The following is an 18,667-nucleotide window of genomic DNA, read 5'->3' as shown; positions in this document are numbered from 1 at the left end:
GCTTACCCGCCGATGTAGAGATTGAGGAGGCCGTGCTCGTCGGCAAGACCGGTCGGCGGTCCGTCAAAGCGAAGGGTGCCCGAACTCATGACATAGACGCGGTCGGCAAAGCGCAACGCCTGCCTGGCGTTCTGTTCGACCAACAGCAGCGTCAGCCCCTCCGCCTTGAGCTGGCCGATGAAATCGAAGATCTGGATAACGATCTTGGGGGCAAGACCAAGCGACGGTTCGTCCAGCAAGAGAAGCTTCGGCCGCGACATCAGCGATCTCGAGATGGCCAACATCTGCTGCTCGCCGCCGGAAAGCGTTCCGGCAGCCTGAGAATAACGCTCCGAAAGCACTGGAAACAGCGCCAGGAAACGGTCGATGTCCTGACGCACGCCCTTGGCGTCGCGCCGGATCGCCGCGCCTAGCCGCAGATTCTCGGCAACTGTCAGATTGGCGAAGATGTGGCGGCCTTCCGGCGTCGACGTCAGGCCACCGCGAATGCGGTCCTCCGTACGGCTTCGCGAGATGTCTACCCCATCGAGGACGATGCGCCCTGCTGCCGGTGTGACAAGGCCTGTCAGGGCGTTGATGGTCGAGCTCTTGCCTGCGCCGTTCGGGCCAAGCAGGGCGATAAGCTCGCCCTGCCCTACCGATAGCGACAGGTCACGCACGGCAGCGACCGCGCCGTAGCGCACGCTGAGATTCTCGACCTTCAGCACGAACCGGCCCGGACTGGAATTGTCGCTCGATGCGTCATCGAAACAGCTTCACCGATCAATTCAATGCCGGGACGAAAGTTGGCGGCGCATCGGTGATCAGGACGCGCTTGCCGTTCGAGAACCCCATCACCGGCACGGCCTTGATGGGATAGCCCTTCTTTTCGGCGAAAGAGATAATCGGCGCGGTCGTGCCCGGATACCCGCCGGGGGCCCGGACGGCCTCGCGCAATGCGGCGGGCTCGATGGTGCCGGCCTTCTTCGCCGCCTCGAAACTTATCTGCACCATATCGGCGCCAAGCGCGTCGAATATGCCGTTGATCTTGTAGCCATCGGCCTTGCACTGCGCCAGGAAATGGTCGATCGGGCCATCCACGCCGGTTGCACCATGGGTCGCGAACATTACCTTTTCCAGCGCGGCCGGATCGCCGACGGTTCCCTCCAGCGACTTGTCGTCGAAAGCATCGCAACCCACGACCCAGCCATCATAACCGTTGGCGCGCAACTGGCGCACAAGAATGCCGACATCGGGCAGCACGCCGCAGACATGGATGGCGTCCGGCTTTTCGGGCAGCGCCTTGATGCTGGCGATTTGCGGCGACCAGTCGGTCGTCCCCCAGGAATAATTGAGCTTCGAGACGACTTTGCCACCGAGATGTTCGAAAACCTCGCCAAACCATTCCGGCAGCTTTTCCGAATAGGAACCGGCGTCGGGCGAGACGAGCAGTGCCGCCGTCCGCGCCCCCTTCCCGTAGAGAGCATTGGCGGTGGCCGCCGCATTGATCGGATCGGGCACCGCGCCGGCAATGAAATTATCGAGGCCGGCCTGCTGCATTTCAACCTGGGTGTTCGGCGCCGAAAAGACCGTCGCACCATAAGGCTCGGCAATCTGCGCGGTCGGGATCAGAGCGTCGGGAAAGGGGACACCAGTGATGATCTGCGCCCCGGCATCGAGGAACTTCTGGCCGAGCGACACCGAGAGCTGCGGATCGGAACGGTTGTCCTCGATCATCAATTCGATCTTGGGATCCCCGGCGCCGGCCGCCTTGTTCAATTTATCGGCCATGCAGCGCGCGCCTTCGGCTTCGCTGTAGGGCGCATAGGTGCCGGTCATGGCGACGGCAAGACCGATCTTGAGGTCTCCTGCCCCGGCATGTGCTGCCTGTAGCAATCCAGCCGTCAAAACGGCGGCACCCAATGTCAGTCTTCTCATTTCGAACCCCTCCATTTCTCTCTTGTTGTTCCTGCACAAATCCTGTCGGTCATGCCGGCTGCGATTGCCCGACATAGACCTCGACCACGCGTGGGTCGCGCCAGACTTCGCTCGTTTCTCCCGACATGATCACCTGTCCCTGATCCATGACGCAGAGCCGGTCGCAAAGGCGGTTTATGAACCGCAGGTCGTGATCGATGACGATGGTCGCGCAGCCGACGTCCTGGCGAATGCCTTCGATGGCGATGGCAAGCACTTCCGACTCGTTCTCGTTGAGGCCGGCCGCCGGCTCGTCGAGCAGCAGCAGGGCCGGGCCTAGCGCCAGGGCACGCGCGATTTCGAGCCGGCGCTGGCTGCCGTAGGAAAGCGTGCCTGCCAGTGCATGGGCTACGCCGTCCAGCTCATACTGGGCAAGCAGCCGGTCAATGTCGATGCGTTCAGCCACGTCCGGGCGCACGGCGCGGCACGTGATGTGTGCGACCTCCACATTCTGCCGGACCGTCAAATCCTTGAAGAGTCGGATGGTCTGGAATGTGCGGCCGATGCCGGCACGAGCGCAGAACTCAGGACCGCGCCCAGTGATATCCTTGCCTTCCAGCCTGACACGACCCGCATCGGGCTTGAGGACACCGGAGATGGCGTTGACCAGGGTGGATTTTCCGGCGCCATTGGGACCGATCAGGCCGAGGATTTCACCGGCCGCACACGACAGCGAGGCGTTACGCAGGGCCTGAACGCCGCCAAAAGTCTTGCTGACCGCCTCAACCGACAGCATCGGTCACATCTCCCATTCCTGCCGATGGCTGTTTTCTCCTATCGGCCGGTCAGGAAGATGCTAGACCTCCGACTTTTCCATAACAAGTATTTTTTTCCATTTTAGAAAAATATTGATGGGCCGCCGGGAAACCGCTGCCGGAACGCCTGCGTTTGCCGGCGACGCGGGCAGACAAAGGTCAGATCCCGGCGCCGGCAGGAAGCCCGTCGCGGGGAACCGTGTTCGACATCAGCATGACGACAGGCTCCTCGCCCAGCGCGACATAGGCGTGCTGCATTTCGCCGTCGAACAAAATGCTGTCGCCCGGCTGCAGCACCGTCGGATCATAGTGGATTGTGTGCAGTTCGAGGCTGCCGCTCAGCACATGGATGAATTCCTCACCCGAATGGCTGCGCCAGCCGCCATTCTCCTCGAAGCTTCTCGCCATCAGCGTGACGCGCCAGAAAATATTGGTCTTGTCGCGAAAATCGCTGCACAGGACCTCGAACTGCATGGCGTTTCCCTCATGGAGGACGCCGCTGCCAGCACGCGTTATCGACCGCCGCGCCTGCATGCCCGGTTTCGGGCTGAACAGGAAGGATGCCACCGGAACGTGCAGCACGCCCGCGATCATCAAGGCGACGTCGACCGTCAGCCGAGCTTTGCCGTTTTCGAGTTTGGACAGCTGCGAAACCGAAAGGCCGGACCGTTCGCTGAGATCGCGCAGCGTGATGTTATGCTCCTTGCGCGCATCCCTGATCTTGCTGCCCACATTGCCCTGCATCGCCCATGCCCTTGGCTGTCGTGTTTCCAATTCGACAAGCTCTAGCGATGCAGCGTGGGAGCGTCCAGCTTTTAGGCGATTACCGTGGGATCCGGCCATGGTGACCTCGCAACAGCGGCAAAGACATTCTCCAGGGTTTGACTGACGCGTTCGAATTTTTCCGGATTGGAAAGCAGGTCGTTGCGAACTTCGAGATAGAGGCAGTCCCTGCCGCGCTCCAGTCCGTGCCGGTTCAACGTATAACCGACGGCCTGACGCCAATCGTAGGGCTCATTGTCGCCGATCCTCAATCCGGCTGCGGCGCCAAGCGTGCCGAGGGTTTCGAGAACCGCTGTGACGAAAGGCGATGGTTCTCGCCAGAGCACGCCGATCTCGACGCCACGCCACTGGCCGCCCATGACCGGGGTGAAGGAATGCACCGAGACGAGCGCCTGCCGCCCCACGGCCTCTTCGGTGATTGCCTGTTCGAGCGGCGCCCAGGCGATGAGGTCGCGCAGTCTGCGGTCCGCCGCGTCGACGGCCAGGTTGCCGGGCACGGGAATGCCGCCGAGATCCGGGCGCATGTAGTCCCACTCGCCGGCCGGCCGGTTGTAGTCGAGAAAGAGACGCGAGTAGTGCGCGATCACGGCTGGCGCCCGCAACGTCTGCGAGAGCCGACGTGTCAGGGCATCGATGCCGAGATCGACGGCGAAATGGGTATCGAGGAATGGCGGCGCGAGTCCCAGATCATGCCACGGCTGCGGCACAAGGTTGCCGGCGTGTTCGGCGATCAGCAGGTATGGGCTTGCCACGCCCGGCCGCAGCCGCTCGACGGCAGCGGCGGCGAGCGCCGCGATGGCGGCATCGTCAGGCCCTTTCAGACCCGAACTAACCGATAACGGAGCGGACATGGTAAGCCTTCGCGGCTGTCGCCTCGACGAGACCGGCACGGCCATTGGTGCGGCCCAGGCCGGAGTTCTTCACGCCGCCCCACGGCAGATGCAGATCGGCATGGTCGCAGCGATTGAGATAGACTGTACCAGCCTCGACCTCGTCGAGCAGGGCAATGCCGCGATCGATATCTTGCGTCCAGATGCTGGCGCTCAGGCCGAAGTCGCTGTCGTTCATCAGGCTGATCGCCTGGTCATCATTGGCGACGGACTGGATGCATGCCACCGGACCGAACAGTTCGTCGCGCATGATCTGCATGCCGTGATCGACGCCGACCAGCACTTCCGGCGCGACATAGGCGGCTCCAAGGTCCGATGCCCTGAGCATGCCGTCTTGCGGCATCAGGCGTCTGGCCCCTGCCCGCACCGCCCCGTCGGTAAGATCGCGGATCGTGTCGGCGGCCGCCGCCCGCACCACCGGTCCGATCATCGGCTTCTCGCCGATCGGATGGCCGATCGTCCATTTCGCCGTCTCGGCGACGAAGGCCTCGACGAAGCGGTCGTGAATCGCCTGGTCGACATAGATGCGCTCGACCGAGCAGCACGACTGGCCGGCATTGGAATAAGTCCCTTCGGCGATCTGCGGTATCGCCGCTTCGAGGTCGGCATCGGCGCGGACATAGGTCGGATCCTTGCCGCCGAGCTCGAGATGAACCTGGGTGAAAGTGCCCGCGGCGGCGGCGTGGACGCGCCGGCCGCCATTGACCGAGCCGATGAAGTTCATTGCATTGAACGCGCCCGACGCGATCAGACGCTCGGCATCCCCATGGTCGAGATGCAGGCTTTGGAACACGCCTTCGGGACCACCGGCGGCGCGGAAGGCCTCTTCGGCCAATTCGGCGATGAGCGGCGTCTGCGGCGAATGTTTGAAGATCACGACATTGCCGGCCGCGAGCGGCGCGGTGACCAGGTAGCCAATCATGGCGGTCGGGTAGTTCCAGGCACAGATCGACAGGTGTAGGCCGCTGGCCATTGGCCTGGCATAGCGGCGGATAGTCTCGTCCGAGGGATACGGCACATCAGCCAGCGCTTCGGGAGCGATGTCGGCGAGCAACTGCCCGACCAGCGCAAGGCGCGGTGTCTCGTCGGCCTGCCACAGCGGCCGGCCTATCTGCCATGCGACCATCTCGGCCAGCGGCGCCGCTCGAGCCTTCATCTCTTCGCCGAAGCGCAAAAGGATTGCCAGCCTGTCGGCAAGCGGCGTCCGCCGCCAGGGCCGCAGCGCGGCGCGAGCACGGCTGAGCGCCGCTTCGATCGCGGCGCCGTCCGTATAGGCGCGCGTCGCGTAGGTCGAGCCGTCGACAGGAGAAGTCACGGAGAACGTCCGGACGTCGGAACGCAGGTTCATGGTCTTGCAATCCATCTGACATGAGAGGTCGTCGTTCACGGCACGATATCGGTATTTTCCATTTTGGCAAATTTTTTCTAATACCGCTTGATGGATTTTTGGTCCGCCCCTATTGTCCGGCAATCGCGCGTTTGCGGAAAGCACATGAGGGTCATATGGTCGTTTACGATTTCACTGGCAGGCATGCGGTCGTCGCAGGCGCTGGCGGCGGCATGGGCGAGGCGATCGCGATTGCCCTGCTCGAAGCGGGCGCATCCGTTACCGCCATCGACGTGAAAGCGCGTCCGGCGTCCCTCGCCTCCTATGACGACAGGCTCACTTTCGCACAGGGCGATCTCACCGACGCCGCTTTCGTCGAACAGGTCATCGGCACGGCGGGCCGCGAGCGCGGCGGCATCGACTATCTTGCCAATGTCGCCGGCGTGTTGTGGTTCGGCCGCGACAGGTCGGCTCTCGACATGGATCTCGACGTCTGGGACGAAGTCTTCAACATCAACCTGAAGTCCTTCGTGCACACGGCGCGGTCGGTCGTTCCCCACATGCGCGCGGGCGGGCGCGGCGGCGCCATGGTCCATTTCTCGACCATCCAGTGGTATCGCGGCGACCCGAACCCGCAGGATGCTTACCAGGCGTCGAAGGCGGGCGTCTGCGCCCTCTCCAAATCACTGGCCATGCAGCTTGCCGGCGACCGCATCCGCTCGAACGCCATCTGTCCGGGCATGGCGCTGACGCCGCTGCAGGCACGCTGGGACACCGAGGAGAAGCGAACGGCTGCTGCGAATTACGCACCGCTCGGGCGGATCGGGACCCCGCAGGACATGGCCAACGCCGCGCTCTTCCTGCTCTCCGACGCGGCGAGCTACATCACCGGAATCGAACTTGCCGTCGACGGTGGGCTTTTGATGCGGATGTAGCCTGTTGTATCCGAATCGCGTCACGGATCGGGACCGCACGCGACCGACCCCTAATCCTTGGGGACCTTGCCCTCGATCGCCCTGCCCCAGTCGAGCAGCGGCTTGGCGCGCATGGTGAAATCGACAAGTTCGTCCACCAGGGCCGGCGTGTGGATCCCGGCCGGATCGATAGTGTGGCGGACAGCGAAATGCCGGTTGCGGATAGCTTGGGCGAGATCGGCCTCCGTGACATGCTCGAAGCCGCGCGGCGCGCGCTTCATGCACCCTTCCGTGTCGAGTTCGAGGCCGGCTTTCTTCAGCGTCGCGATCAGGGTGCGGAATTCGCCTGGTCGCGTGGCGATGGTCTGGCGCATCGCCAGCAACAGCGCCGGCCCCGGCTGCCACCAGGCAACGCCGGCAAAACAGCGCTCGAGCCCGATATAAACGAAGAAGACACCCTGCTCCATCTTGGTGCCGTCGGGCGAAAGGATTGCCGACAGGTGCCGGTTGTAGGGCCGTTTGTCCTTGGCGAACCGCACGTCGCGATTGATCCGGAACAGCGACTTCTTGCGATCGCCGCGCAAGCCCAGCCCCGCTGCCGCGAAGCGCACGGAGAGGGTTTCGACCAGATCGCCGAAGGGGTCGCGCAGCTCGCGTTCGAAGAGGTCGCGGTTTTCCTGGAACCATTCCCGGCTTTGATGGAAATCGAGCGCCTTGAGGAAGGGAATGGCCTTTTGGCCGAAGCCGTTGAATACGCCGGCCATTACGCCTTGCCGATCCGCTGCAACCAAGCGTCTTCGTCGATCACCTCGATGTCGAGTTCGGTGGCAAGCTTCAGTTTGGATCCCGCACCCGGTCCGGCCACGACCAGATCGGTCTTCGCCGAAACCGAGCCGGCGACCTTCGCGCCGAGACGTTCGGCCATCGCCTTCGCTTCGGAGCGTGTCATCTTTTCCAGCGTGCCCGTGAATACGATTGTCTTGCCGGCGACCACGCTGTCGGCTGAGACGTTGACGATGTACGGCTTCGGGTGGACTTGCGCGAGCAGCGCTTCAAGCACGTCGTCGTTGCGCTCATTGCCGAAGAAATCGCGCAGCGCGCCTATCACCGTGTCGCCGATACCGTTGACCGATGGAAAAACGGTGTGTGGATCGTCCGCCGCCGCTGTCTCCTTGCCGACGCGGATCAACTCCTCGATGGTCGAGAAGGTTCGGGCAAGCACTGCAGCCGTCGTTTCGCCGATATGGCGGATGCCCAGCGCGAAGATGAAGCGATCGAGTTCCGGTTCGCGACGGGCGTCGATGGCAGCGAAAAGCTTGTCGAGGCCTTCGTAATTGCGCTCCTCGACACTGCGCACATTCTTGCGCGTCTTGCCCGATGCGGCCTCGCGCTGCCTAGCCTGCTCCTCGCGCCGCTCCGCCAGCGCCTTGGTGACGGCGGGACGGCGATCCCTGAGAGTGAAGATATCGGCGGCTGTCTTGATCAATCCAGCATTGAAGAACAGGTCTATGTTTTCAGCGCCCAGGCCTTCGATATCCATGGCGCCGCGTGACACAAAGTGGCGCAATCCTTCCACGGCCTGCGCGGGGCAGATCAGTTCGCCGGTACAGCGTCGGCGGGAATCTTCCTTGCCAGTCTTCTCGTTGATCTCGCGTGTCGCCGGTGAGCCACAGATCGGACAGGTGTGCGGGAATTCGTAAGGCACGGCATCGGGCGGACGCTTGTCGATGACAACGCTGACGATCTGCGGAATGACGTCGCCTGCCCGCTGGATGACCACTGTGTCGCCGATACGTACATCGATGCCGTCGCGGATCGGCTGGCCGTTGCTGTCCAGACCCTTGATGTAGTCTTCGTTGTGGAGCGTGACATTTTCGACCACCACGCCGCCAACCGTGACCGGCGCAAGCCGCGCAACAGGCGCCAGCGTGCCGGTGCGGCCGACCTGAATGTCGATCCTGAGCACGGTCGTCATCGCCTGTTCGGCTGGAAATTTGTGGGCGATGGCCCAGCGTGGTTCGCCGGTGACGAAACCCCATCTGCGCTGCAGTTCCAGCTGATCTACCTTGTAGACGACGCCGTCGATGTCGTAGCCAAGCGACGAGCGCTGGGCCTCGACCAGGTGGTAGTGTGCGACCAGATCCTCGGCCGATTTTGCTCGCACCATCAGCGGACTGACCTTGAACCCCCACTCCTTGAACTTCTGTACCGAATCATACTGGGTCGGAGCGGGGTCCTGCGTCGTGTAACCCCACGCGTAGGCAAAGAATTTGAGGTTGCGGCTGGCGGTAACGGACGGATCCTTCTGGCGGAGCGACCCGGCCGCCGTGTTGCGCGGATTGACGTAATCCTGGCCGCCGACCGCCGCCGACCGTTCCTTCAACGCCTCGAATTCCGCATAGGTCATGTAGACCTCGCCGCGTATCTCGATGATATCAGGCCAGCCTGAGCCTTTCAGGCGCTTGGGGATGTCGGCGATTGTCCGGAGATTGGCAGTGATGTCCTCACCGACGGTGCCGTCGCCGCGCGTTGCGCCTTGCACGAACACACCGCCTTCATAACGCAGGGACGCCGACAGCCCGTCGATCTTCGGCTCAGCCGTGAAGGCGATGTCCAGATCCTTGTCGCGGTCAAAGAATCGCCGGCCGCGCTCGATGAAGTCGGTGACGTCCTGGTCGGTATAGGCCTTGGCGAGGCTGAGCATCGGCACCGCATGGCGCACCTTGGCAAAGCCTTCCGCCGGTGGCGCGCCCACGCGGCGCGACGGCGAATCCTCTAGCACCAAGGCGGGGAAGCGCTGTTCGATGGCGAGGTTGCGCCGCGTCAGCGCGTCATACTCCGCGTCCGTGATTATCGGTGCATCCTCGGTGTGGTAGCGCCGGTCGTGCTCGGCGATCTCCGCCGCCAGCCGCTTCAATTCGCTTGCGGCCTCGCTTTCGCTGAGCGAATCGACTGGTTTTTCGGCCATGCACTGCTCCCTTCACGGTGGAGCGACACAATAGAACAGGATTCTCTCATGAGGGAGAGACCGGGCACGGGAAAATCAATCCTGAACAGCAGGATGGAGCCATATCCTGACTCTGTCCGAAAGGCCGGGTTTCGGCGTCGGACGGCTTGTTCCTAAGCCGCTGCGGTGTTCTCCCGCAGCAGCCGCTCGGCCGCCGCACGCGCCTCGTCGGTGATGGTCGCCCCGGCAAGCATCCGCGCGATCTCTTCCTGGCGCGCCGCCCGGTCCATCTCGGCAATGCCGGTCGCGACGCGATCAGTGCCGCCGGATTTGGAGATCAGGAAATGTGTCGCCGCCCGTGCCGCCACTTGCGGCGCGTGCGTAACCGAAAGCACCTGCACACCCTTCGACAGCCGCGCCAGCCTTTGGCCGATGGCGTCCGCCACCGCGCCGCCAACGCCGGTGTCGATCTCATCGAAGACCAAAGTCGGCGCCGAGCCGCGGTCAGCCAGCGCCACCTTCAGTGCCAGCAGGAACCGCGAAAGCTCGCCACCGGAGGCTACTTTCATCATCGGGCCCGGTCTTGTGCCGGGATTGGTGCGCACCCAGAACTCGACCTGATCGATGCCCTCTTCCATACGGCTCTCGGCCTCACTTGCCATCTCGACGATGAACGCGGCCCGTTCGAGCTTCAGCGCCGGCAATTCGGCCATCACCGCCTTGGTCAATCCGACCGCCGCCGCATGGCGAAGCGACGAAAGTTGCGCCGCGGAAATGTCATAGGCTTCGCGCGCGGCGGCGGCCTGCTTTTCCAGCCCGTGCAGGCGCTCCTCGCCGGCGTCGAGATCGGCGAGATCGGCCGCCATGGTGTCGCGCAATTGCGCCAGGTCGTCGACCGCCACGCTGTGCTTGCGTGCGGCGGCGCGCAACGAAAACAGCCGCTCCTCGGCCTGTTCCAGCCGCTGCGGATCATATTCGGTGGCGCGAAGTGCCGCGTCCACGCCCGATTGCGCCGCGTCGAGCGACAGCATCGCCTCATCGAGCGATTTGACCACGTCCTCGAGCAGGCCGGGCGCCTCGGTCGCCTTGCGCTGCAGCCGCCGCAACAGGCTGGCGAGTTGCGGCAAGGGCGAGGACGGGCCCGAGAGCACATCTTGCGCCTCATGGATTTCCGAGGCGATCTTCTCCGCCCGCATCATCGAGGCACGCAATTCGGCTAGGTCGGCTTCCTCGCCGGGCTGGGGGTCGAGTTTCGTCAATTCGGCGACCGCGGCGCGCAGATAGTCGGCCTCGCGGGCCGCCGCTTCCACCTTGGCGCGGTGTCGCGAAAATTCCTGCTCGCAGGCCCGCCAGTGCCGCCATGCCTCGCCGGTCGCCCGGACAGCGCCGAGATGACCGCCGAAGCTGTCCAGCAATTCGCGATGGGCGCCGGGATCGACCAAGGCGCGCTCATCATGCTGGCCGTGAATCTCGACCAGCGCGTGGCCGACATCGCGCATCAGCGTCACGCTGGAAGGCTGGTCGTTGACGAAGACGCGGGTACGGCCATCCGCCGTCTGCACGCGGCGCAGGATGATGTCGCCATCGTCCTCGATGGCGTTGTCGGCAAGCAGCATGCGGGCAGGATGGTTGCGCGGCACGTCGAACACGGCGATGACCTGGCCCTGTGCCGCGCCATGCCGCACCAGCGAAGCGTCGCCGCGGGCGCCAAGCGCCAGCGACAGCGCGTCGAGCAGGATGGATTTTCCAGCGCCGGTTTCGCCGGTCAGCACCGAAAGGCCGGACGAAAAGTCGATGTCCAGCTTCTCGATCAGAACGATATCGCGGATCGACAGTCTGGAAAGCATGGCGACGCGCCGCTTCAGGCGCCGGTGATCAGCTTCCCGGCCTTGGAGATCCACGACCCGGCACTCTCGCGCGGCTCGAGCCCACCAGTCTGCAGGAGCTTGTAGGAATCCTTGTACCACACGCTGTCGGGGTAGTTGGTGCCGAGCACAGCCGCGGCAGTCTGCGCTTCCGAGGTCAGCCCCATCGCGTAGTAACTTTCGGTCAGACGGGCAAGGGCCTCCTCGACATGGCGTGTGTTGGAATAGGTCTCCACGACAGTGCGGAACCGCTTGACGGAGGCGATGTATTCACGCCGCTCGAGATAGTAGCGGCCGATCTGCATCTCCTTGCCGGCGAGCTGGTCGTTGGCGAAGCGGATCTTTTCCTTGGCGTCGTCGACATATTCCGAATCGGGCCAGCGCGTCACCAGATCCTGCATCGTCTGCACGGTCTGACGCGCTTCCTTCTGGTCCTGGGTGACGTCCTTGATCTGCCGGTAGTAGCTGAGCCCGATGATGTACTGGGCATAGGCGGCGTCGTCGGTCGTCGGATAGAGCGTGAGATAGCGCTTGGCTGAACCGATCGCCTCGCTGTAGTTGCCCTGGCGATAGTCGGCGAAGGCGCCCATCACCATCGATTTGCGGGCGTATTCCGAATAGGGATGCTGGCGGTCGACCGCACCGAATTTGCGGCTCGCCTCCTGCAGGCGCCCGGCATTCAGATTGGCAAGGCCCTGATTGTAGAGAACGTCGGCCGGCTCGGTCTGCTCGACATAGGTCGACAGGTCGACATCCTTCTCGGATGACATGCAGGCCGACAGGAACAGCGATGGAACAACCACCGAAAGCGCCAGGAAAACAGCCCGCTGCGGCGCTTCCGATTGACCAACTCGCTTGAAAAACATGATTGGATTCCGCCCTTTCGGCGTCATTTCAGTCGTCATTTCGCTCTGGGGCAGCAGCCATAAACCATAACCGCCATGCCCGGCAACGCTATCTCCGGCCAATCGCACATTTTTGTGGCGGCCTGGCGCAGCCTGCACACTTGCCTGATTTCGCCGGCCAATGATGCATTCCTGCAACACAGGCCGGCGGCTATAAAGCCCGAAAAACGTTAAGAATCAGATCATCCAAGGCGCGTAAACGGGCGCATAGACGGCGCTCATCTCGGCGGTACGACCGCGCTCGCGGCGTGTCGTCTCGACGATCTCGAACGCCGAACGGTCCGACAGAAGGCGGCGCAGCGCTGCCGCGTTCAGCCTGTGGCCGCCGCGATAGGAACGGAAGCAGCCAATGAACCGGGCGCCGGCCAGCGCCAAATCGCCCATGGCGTCCATCGTCTTGTGGCGCACGAACTCGTTGGGATAGCGCAAGCCGCCCACGTTGATGACGCGGTTGTCGTCGCCGATCACCAGGGAGTTTTCCAGCGAGGAGCCAAGCGCATAGCCGGCCGCCCACAGCCGCTCGACGTCCTTCATGAAACCAAAGGTGCGGGCGCGCGCGATGTCGCGGCGAAAAATGTCGGCGTTCATATCGGATGCGAAAAGTTGACGGCCGATCGCCGGGCTTTCGAAATCGATCTCGATCTCGAAGCGCGTGCCGTCATAGGGCCTGAATTCCGCCCAAGAGGCACCGTTCTCGATGCGAACCGGCTTGATCACCCGGATGTAGCGGCGCTTGACCGGCAGCGTATCGACGCCCGCCTGGTCGATGGCCTCCACGAACGCCATGGCGCTGCCGTCAAGGATCGGAACCTCGTGGCCGTCGATCTCGATGACGATATTGTCGATGCCGAGCCCGAAAAGCGTAGCCATCAGATGCTCGACGGTGGCGATATGCTCACCCGCGGGATCGCCGAGCATGGTGCACAGATCGGTGGCGCCGACTTCGGAAACAAGCGCGCGGAACTCACGGCCCTCGCTTCCACTCGAAAGCTGAAACACGACACCCGTATCAGCGTCTGCCGGCAGGAAATGGACGGTAACGGGTTTGCCGCTGTGAACGCCGGTACCCGTCAGCGTCGCACGCGATTTAAGTGTCGTCTGATAGTCCTGCAAGACAAACCCCATAGCCCACTGCCCAAGTCCGCTTTATCAGCCCAAAGGGCACGGCTCTTGATTTGATCGGCTGGCAGAGGTCACTTCCCCCGAATCCCGGCAAACCGACGTTGGTCGGAGGCGAAGATAGTGATCCGGCAAGGAGACTCCAAATCACGGTTTCTTACTCTCTGTAACCGCCTCCAGATGCACGAAGGGTCACGTAATATCCTGTTTTAAAAGAACTTTTTGCGTTAACAGGCAAACAATCTCTTGTCTGCCTGTTAACAATTATTACGGCCCGTTAACAGATCAATTGGCTTGACGGCGCAGGAATGCCGGGATCTCCAGCTGATCGTCTTCCTGGACAGCCCTGCTCTGCGGCGTCAGCCGGCCCTGGTCGTCCAACTGGCCACGGCGCGGCGCGTAAAGCTGCGGATCCTGGCTGGCGAGGCGACGCACTTCGGGCGCCGCCTGGCGCAGTTTCGGCTCGCGCGGCTGCGCCGGCTGCAGCCGTGCAGGTTCCTCTTCGCGGCGGGTGAGGCCGTTCGTCAGGCGCTTGAGCAGTCCCATCGGTCCGCTGTTCTCGTGGTCGGCGGCCGGACGGCCCTTGGCTTCCACTTCGGCTTTCACCACCGGCGGGAAGTCCTCGACGCGCGGCATGCGCTGGGGTGCCGCGGCGACCGGCTGAAGCACTTCACGCTGCGGCGCGGGCTGCATCGCTTGCTGCACGATCGGCTGCGGCTGGGCCGGCGGCGCCTGGAAGATCTTGCTCTGCGGACGGAAATCTTCCGCCTGGGCAGCCGGCGCGGGACGCGTCATCGCCGCGGCATTGGCCTCGGCAAGCTGGATCGCCTCGGCTACGGGATCGACGGCGCGCGGCTCGTAGCTCCCCTGCTGGACAGGCGCCGGACGGCTTTCCGCGACCGGAGCGGCCGGGCGGCTGACCGGCTTTGGCGGAGCCGTGCGGATGGCGATCGGCGCGGCGGCGATTTCAGCCGCCGATTTGTCGATGCCGGTGGCGACCACCGAGACGCGAATGACGCCTTCGAGATCTTCGTCGAACGTTGCACCCAGGATGATGTTGGCTTCCTGGTCGACTTCCTCGCGAATGCGGGTCGCCGCCTCGTCGACTTCGAACAGGGTCAGGTCGCGGCCGCCGGTGATCGAGATCAGCAGGCCCTTGGCGCCCTTCATCGAAGTCTCGTCGAGCAGCGGGTTGGCGATCGCGGCTTCGGCGGCGGCCATGGCGCGGCCCTCGCCGGAAGCCTCGCCCGTCCCCATCATCGCCTTGCCCATCTCGCGCATCACCGAGCGGACGTCGGCGAAGTCGAGGTTGATCAGCCCTTCCTTGACCATCAGGTCGGTGATGCAGGCGACGCCGGAATAGAGCACCTGGTCGGCCATGGCGAAAGCGTCGGCGAAGGTCGTCTTGTCATTGGCCAGCCGGAACAGGTTCTGGTTGGGGATGACGATGAGGGTGTCGACGCATTTCTGCAATTCCTCGATGCCCATATCCGCCGTCTTCATGCGGCGCTGGCCCTCGAAATGGAACGGCTTGGTGACGACGCCGACGGTGAGAATCCCCTTCTCACGAGCGGCACGTGCAACGACCGGCGCGGCCCCTGTGCCGGTGCCGCCGCCCATGCCGGCAGTGACGAAGCACATATGGGTGTTGGAGAGATGATCGACGATCTCGTCGATGCATTCCTCCGCGGCCGCGCGCCCGACTTCCGGCTGCGATCCCGCACCCAGGCCCTCGGTGACATGTGCGCCGAGCTGGATCAGCCGGTCCGCCTTGGACATGGTCAGCGCCTGCGCGTCGGTATTGGCGACGACGAACTCGACGCCGCGCAAGCCCGCGGTGATCATGTTGTTGACGGCATTGCCGCCGCCGCCGCCGACACCGAACACGGTGATACGCGGCTTGAGCTCGGTGATGTCCGGCTTTTGCAGATTGATGGTCATTGTCTCCGTCCTTTGCCTTTCCCGCCGCTTCGCCGCTGCGGCCGCCTATGGGGCTGTCCCCGTCAATTTAAAAACTGTCTCTCAACCACTGACTCATTCGATGCAGTTTTCCGCCCGTTCCGGTCATCCTGAGACCAGAAATTCCTTTCGCCGGATGGCTCTCGAAGCTCGCCATCTGCGGATAGATCAGAAGCCCGACCGGCGTCGAGAAAGCCGGCCCCTTGGCCGCCTCCGGCAGGCCTGCCACGCCGAGCGGACGGCCGATGCGCACGTTGCGTCCGAGAATGCGGCGCGCCGCCTCGGGCAGGCCGGAAAGCTGGCTGGCGCCGCCGGTCAGCACGACGCGCTTGCCCACCGCGTTGCCGTAGCCGGACCTGTTCAGCCGGTCGCGCAACATTTCGAGCGTCTCGTCGATGCGCGCCCGGATGATGCGCGTCATCATCGAACGCGGTATCTGCAGCGGCACCTCGCCATCCTCGCCGATCGGCTGTATCGAAACCAGGTCACGGTCGTCGGCACTGCCGGGCAGCGCCGAGCCATGCATCACTTTCAGCCTCTCGGCAGCGTCGAGCGAGGTCGACAGGCCCTTGGCCATGTCCAGCGTGACGTGGTTGCCGCCGATGGCGATGGCGTCGCCGTGAATGAACTTGCCTTCCGAAAAGACCGAAATCGTCGTGGTGCCGCCGCCCATGTCGATACAGGCCGCGCCCATCTCGAGTTCGTCGTCGACCAGTGCTGCAAGCCCGCTGGCATAGGGCGTCGCCACCATGCGCTCGACCGACAGGTGCGAACGGTTGATGCAGAGCTCCAGATTGCGCAAGGGCGCCGCGTCCCCGGTCAGCACATGCATGTCGACGCCGAGCTGGTCGCCGACCATGCCGCGCGGATCGCGCACGCCGCGCTCGGCGTCCAGCGAAAAGCCGACGGGAAGCGAATGGATCACCTCGCGCTCGGCCCGGAGCGCCTGCTTGGCGCCGGCCGCAAGCACGCGCTTGATGTCGGCCTCGTCGGCTTCATGGCCGCCAAGATTGATGGTTGCCGAGAAGCTTTCGCTTTTCAGCCGGCCGGCCGTCATGTTGACGATCAGTGAATCGACGGTCAGGCCCGCCATGCGCTCGGCGGCATCGACGGCCAGCCGGATGGCGTGCTCGGCCCTGTCGAGATCGATGACGACGCCCGATTTCACGCCTTGCGATTTCTGGTGGCCGATGCCGATCACCTGGATGCGATGCGAACGCCCGCGCAGCAGCTTGCCGTCATCGCGCGGTTTGAGCTTGGCCACCACGCAGCAGACCTTGCTCGAACCGACATCCAGCACCGTCAAGGTGCCTGACCGGCGCGACGAGGCGTCGCTGTTGCCGCCAAGCCAGCTCATATCTTCGTCTCCGGCTTGCGCTTCGGCATTTTCGGCTTTTCCTTGAGCGCGGCCTCGCGCTGCGTCACCGCTTCCGGCGTCAACTGGACGACGAGGCGATCGGAAAGGCGCATGTCGACGGCGGCGATGTCGCGCGTCAGCAGCCCGTTCTCGTGGTCCATCCTGACGAGATCGGCGATCGCCTGATCCACGCCATCCTCGGGAAGCTTGACCGTGATGCCATTCTCCAGCTTCAGATCCCAACGCCGTTCGCCGATGCGGATATAGCCTTTGACCCGCGCGGCGAGCTCTGGATATTTTTCGATCCTGGCCAGGAAATCCGGCGCTTTGGCCGGCGCGCCGGTGCCGACGATCAGCGGCAGCAATGCCTGCTTGCCGCCGGAGAACGGCGCGATCACGGCGCCGGACCGCTCGATGACGGAAAGCCCGCTGCCCTGCTGCCAGAGCGCAAAGGGCTCACGCTCCTCGATGCGCACCTCCAGCGTGTGCGGATAGACCTTGCGCACCGCCGCAACCTCGACCCAGGGCAGCGTGGCTATGCGTTCCCGCGCGGCTTCGGCATCGAAGCCGATCAGCGACGTCCAGCCGTCGAGCTGCATCCTGTCGAGAATATCGATCTCGGAGGTTGCACGGTTGCCAACCACCTTGATCTGCTCGACGGCAAAGCCGGCGCGGGCGGTGATGCCTTGGACGATGCCGTCGACATGCCCGCCGAGATAGGCGCCATAGGCACTGCCCGATACGAGCAGCGCCGCCGACAGGATGGCCGCGGAGAAAGGTGGCACCTCGAAGTCGCCCTCGCCCAGGCGCGCCAGCACGCGCGCCGGCCGGCGAAGCAGACGCGGCAGCACGAAGTGATCGAACGACAACGGCACGCCGAACAGCGTCGGCCCGGTCGCGTCCTTCCCCTTGCCCTGTCCCCACTTCAACGCAGACACGAAGCGTCCTCCACCATCCAACTCAACAAATCGCCGAACGAGTGTCCCGCCTGCGCAGCGATTTCAGGCACCAAGGATGTCGGCGTCATGCCCGGCTGAGTGTTGACCTCGAGCCAGACAATTTCGCCGTTCTCGGAGTGTCGATCATCATAACGGAAGTCCGACCGGGAAACGCCCCGGCAGCCGATAGCTTGGTGAGCCTTGAGCGCCAGTGTCTGTATTTTTTGGTAAATATTCGGTGAAATTTTTGCAGGGCATTCGTGTTTTGATCCGCCCGCGACATATTTTGAATCATAGTCGTAGAAGGAATGCCCGGTCGGGATGATCTCACAGACACCGAGCGCCACATCGCCCATCACCGCGCAGGTTAATTCGCGCCCGTGCACGTAGCGCTCCACCATGACGGTGTCGCCATACTTCCAGTCGGACGAACCGATGACCTGCGGCGGATGCGACTGGCCTTCGTGCACGATGACGACGCCGAAGCTCGATCCCTCATTGACCGGCTTGACGACATAGGGCGCCTTCATCGGATGCTTGTCCTGGATGGCGAAGCGATCGACCACCTTCGATTCCGCGACCGGAATGCCGACGGCTTTGGCGACCCTCTTGGCTTGCTCCTTGTTCATGGCAAGCGCCGAGGCGAGCACGCCGGAATGGGTGTAGGGAATGGCAAGATACTCGAGGATGCCCTGAATGGTGCCGTCCTCGCCGAACGGGCCGTGCAGCGCATTGAAGGCAACATCAGGCTTGAGCTCGACGAGCACAGAACCGACATCGCGCGAAACGTCGACGCGAGTGACCTGATAGCCTTCCTTCTCGAGCGCATCGGCACAGGCATTCCCCGAAGACAGAGACACGGGCCGCTCGGACGAGAATCCGCCCAGCAGGACGGCCACGTGCTTGCCTCTCATTTCCCGTCATTCCCTCTCACGGCGGGCCCTCTCACGGC

The 18,667-nt window shown here is 63.6% G+C and carries 16 protein-coding genes; 1 reads left to right on the top strand and 15 read right to left on the bottom strand.

What is annotated here, in order from left to right; translation table 11 throughout:
- Nucleotides 1-2: 2 nt before the first annotated feature.
- From E5X88_RS09825 to E5X88_RS09800, 6 genes are all read right to left on the bottom strand, one after another.
- Entirely contained in the window at nucleotides 3-707 is a 705-nt protein-coding gene (locus E5X88_RS09825; RefSeq protein WP_292160792.1) for an ABC transporter ATP-binding protein, read from the bottom strand.
- Between the two features lie 55 nt (nucleotides 708-762).
- The gene (locus E5X88_RS09820) at nucleotides 763-1,917 is read right to left on the bottom strand and encodes an ABC transporter substrate-binding protein (RefSeq protein ID WP_292160789.1); all 1,155 of its coding nucleotides are present in this window, start codon (nucleotides 1,915-1,917) and stop codon (nucleotides 763-765) included.
- A 49-nt stretch (nucleotides 1,918-1,966) separates the two neighbouring features.
- A complete protein-coding gene (locus E5X88_RS09815; protein WP_292160786.1) occupies nucleotides 1,967-2,692 on the bottom strand; it encodes an ATP-binding cassette domain-containing protein in 726 nt (241 codons plus the stop codon).
- 178 nt (nucleotides 2,693-2,870) lie between these two features.
- Nucleotides 2,871-3,455, bottom strand: a complete 585-nt coding sequence (locus E5X88_RS09810) for an XRE family transcriptional regulator (protein WP_292160783.1) — start codon at nucleotides 3,453-3,455, stop codon at nucleotides 2,871-2,873.
- Between the two features lie 71 nt (nucleotides 3,456-3,526).
- Entirely contained in the window at nucleotides 3,527-4,345 is an 819-nt protein-coding gene (locus E5X88_RS09805; protein WP_292160780.1) for an N-formylglutamate amidohydrolase, read from the bottom strand.
- A complete protein-coding gene (locus E5X88_RS09800) occupies nucleotides 4,323-5,732 on the bottom strand; it encodes an aldehyde dehydrogenase family protein (RefSeq protein WP_292160778.1) in 1,410 nt (469 codons plus the stop codon). The genes E5X88_RS09805 and E5X88_RS09800 overlap by 23 nt, the downstream gene beginning before the upstream one ends.
- Before the next feature lie 155 nt (nucleotides 5,733-5,887).
- On the opposite strand from E5X88_RS09800, the gene E5X88_RS09795 reads away from it, so the two are divergent.
- Entirely contained in the window at nucleotides 5,888-6,646 is a 759-nt protein-coding gene (locus E5X88_RS09795; protein WP_292160776.1) for an SDR family oxidoreductase, read from the top strand.
- 50 nt (nucleotides 6,647-6,696) lie between these two features.
- Here E5X88_RS09795 and E5X88_RS09790 read toward each other — a convergent pair whose 3' ends face one another.
- The 9 genes from E5X88_RS09790 to E5X88_RS09750 all read right to left on the bottom strand — a co-directional run bounded on the left by E5X88_RS09790 (nucleotide 6,697) and on the right by E5X88_RS09750 (nucleotide 18,629).
- Entirely contained in the window at nucleotides 6,697-7,389 is a 693-nt protein-coding gene (locus E5X88_RS09790; protein WP_292160775.1) for a TIGR02453 family protein, read from the bottom strand.
- The gene (ligA, locus tag E5X88_RS09785) at nucleotides 7,389-9,593 is read right to left on the bottom strand and encodes an NAD-dependent DNA ligase LigA (protein WP_292160774.1); all 2,205 of its coding nucleotides are present in this window, start codon (nucleotides 9,591-9,593) and stop codon (nucleotides 7,389-7,391) included. The genes E5X88_RS09790 and ligA overlap by 1 nt, the downstream gene beginning before the upstream one ends.
- Nucleotides 9,594-9,745: 152 nt before the next feature.
- Nucleotides 9,746-11,419 carry a DNA repair protein RecN gene (recN, locus tag E5X88_RS09780; RefSeq protein WP_292160772.1) on the bottom strand — a complete coding sequence of 558 codons (1,674 nt, stop codon included), beginning with the start codon at nucleotides 11,417-11,419 and terminating at the stop codon, nucleotides 9,746-9,748.
- Between the two features lie 14 nt (nucleotides 11,420-11,433).
- The gene (locus tag E5X88_RS09775) at nucleotides 11,434-12,303 is read right to left on the bottom strand and encodes an outer membrane protein assembly factor BamD (RefSeq protein ID WP_292160771.1); all 870 of its coding nucleotides are present in this window, start codon (nucleotides 12,301-12,303) and stop codon (nucleotides 11,434-11,436) included.
- 216 nt (nucleotides 12,304-12,519) lie between these two features.
- A complete protein-coding gene (gene lpxC / locus E5X88_RS09770) occupies nucleotides 12,520-13,467 on the bottom strand; it encodes a UDP-3-O-acyl-N-acetylglucosamine deacetylase (RefSeq protein ID WP_292160768.1) in 948 nt (315 codons plus the stop codon).
- Between the two features lie 279 nt (nucleotides 13,468-13,746).
- The gene (gene ftsZ / locus E5X88_RS09765; RefSeq protein ID WP_292160766.1) at nucleotides 13,747-15,402 is read right to left on the bottom strand and encodes a cell division protein FtsZ; all 1,656 of its coding nucleotides are present in this window, start codon (nucleotides 15,400-15,402) and stop codon (nucleotides 13,747-13,749) included.
- A gap of 67 nt (nucleotides 15,403-15,469) precedes the next feature.
- The gene (gene ftsA / locus E5X88_RS09760; RefSeq protein ID WP_292160763.1) at nucleotides 15,470-16,777 is read right to left on the bottom strand and encodes a cell division protein FtsA; all 1,308 of its coding nucleotides are present in this window, start codon (nucleotides 16,775-16,777) and stop codon (nucleotides 15,470-15,472) included.
- Nucleotides 16,774-17,715 carry a cell division protein FtsQ/DivIB gene (locus tag E5X88_RS09755; protein ID WP_292160759.1) on the bottom strand — a complete coding sequence of 314 codons (942 nt, stop codon included), beginning with the start codon at nucleotides 17,713-17,715 and terminating at the stop codon, nucleotides 16,774-16,776. The genes ftsA and E5X88_RS09755 overlap by 4 nt, the downstream gene beginning before the upstream one ends.
- Nucleotides 17,703-18,629, bottom strand: a complete 927-nt coding sequence (locus E5X88_RS09750; RefSeq protein ID WP_292160757.1) for a D-alanine--D-alanine ligase — start codon at nucleotides 18,627-18,629, stop codon at nucleotides 17,703-17,705. Before E5X88_RS09750 ends, E5X88_RS09755 begins: the two co-directional genes overlap by 13 nt.
- Between the last annotated feature and the right edge of the window lie 38 nt (nucleotides 18,630-18,667).

The organism is Mesorhizobium sp. (genome assembly GCF_004962245.1).
Taxonomy (GTDB): Bacteria; Pseudomonadota; Alphaproteobacteria; order Rhizobiales; family Rhizobiaceae; genus Mesorhizobium.
The sequence above is the reverse complement of the archived record's forward strand: the minus strand, read 5'-3'. Positions and strand labels throughout refer to the sequence as shown.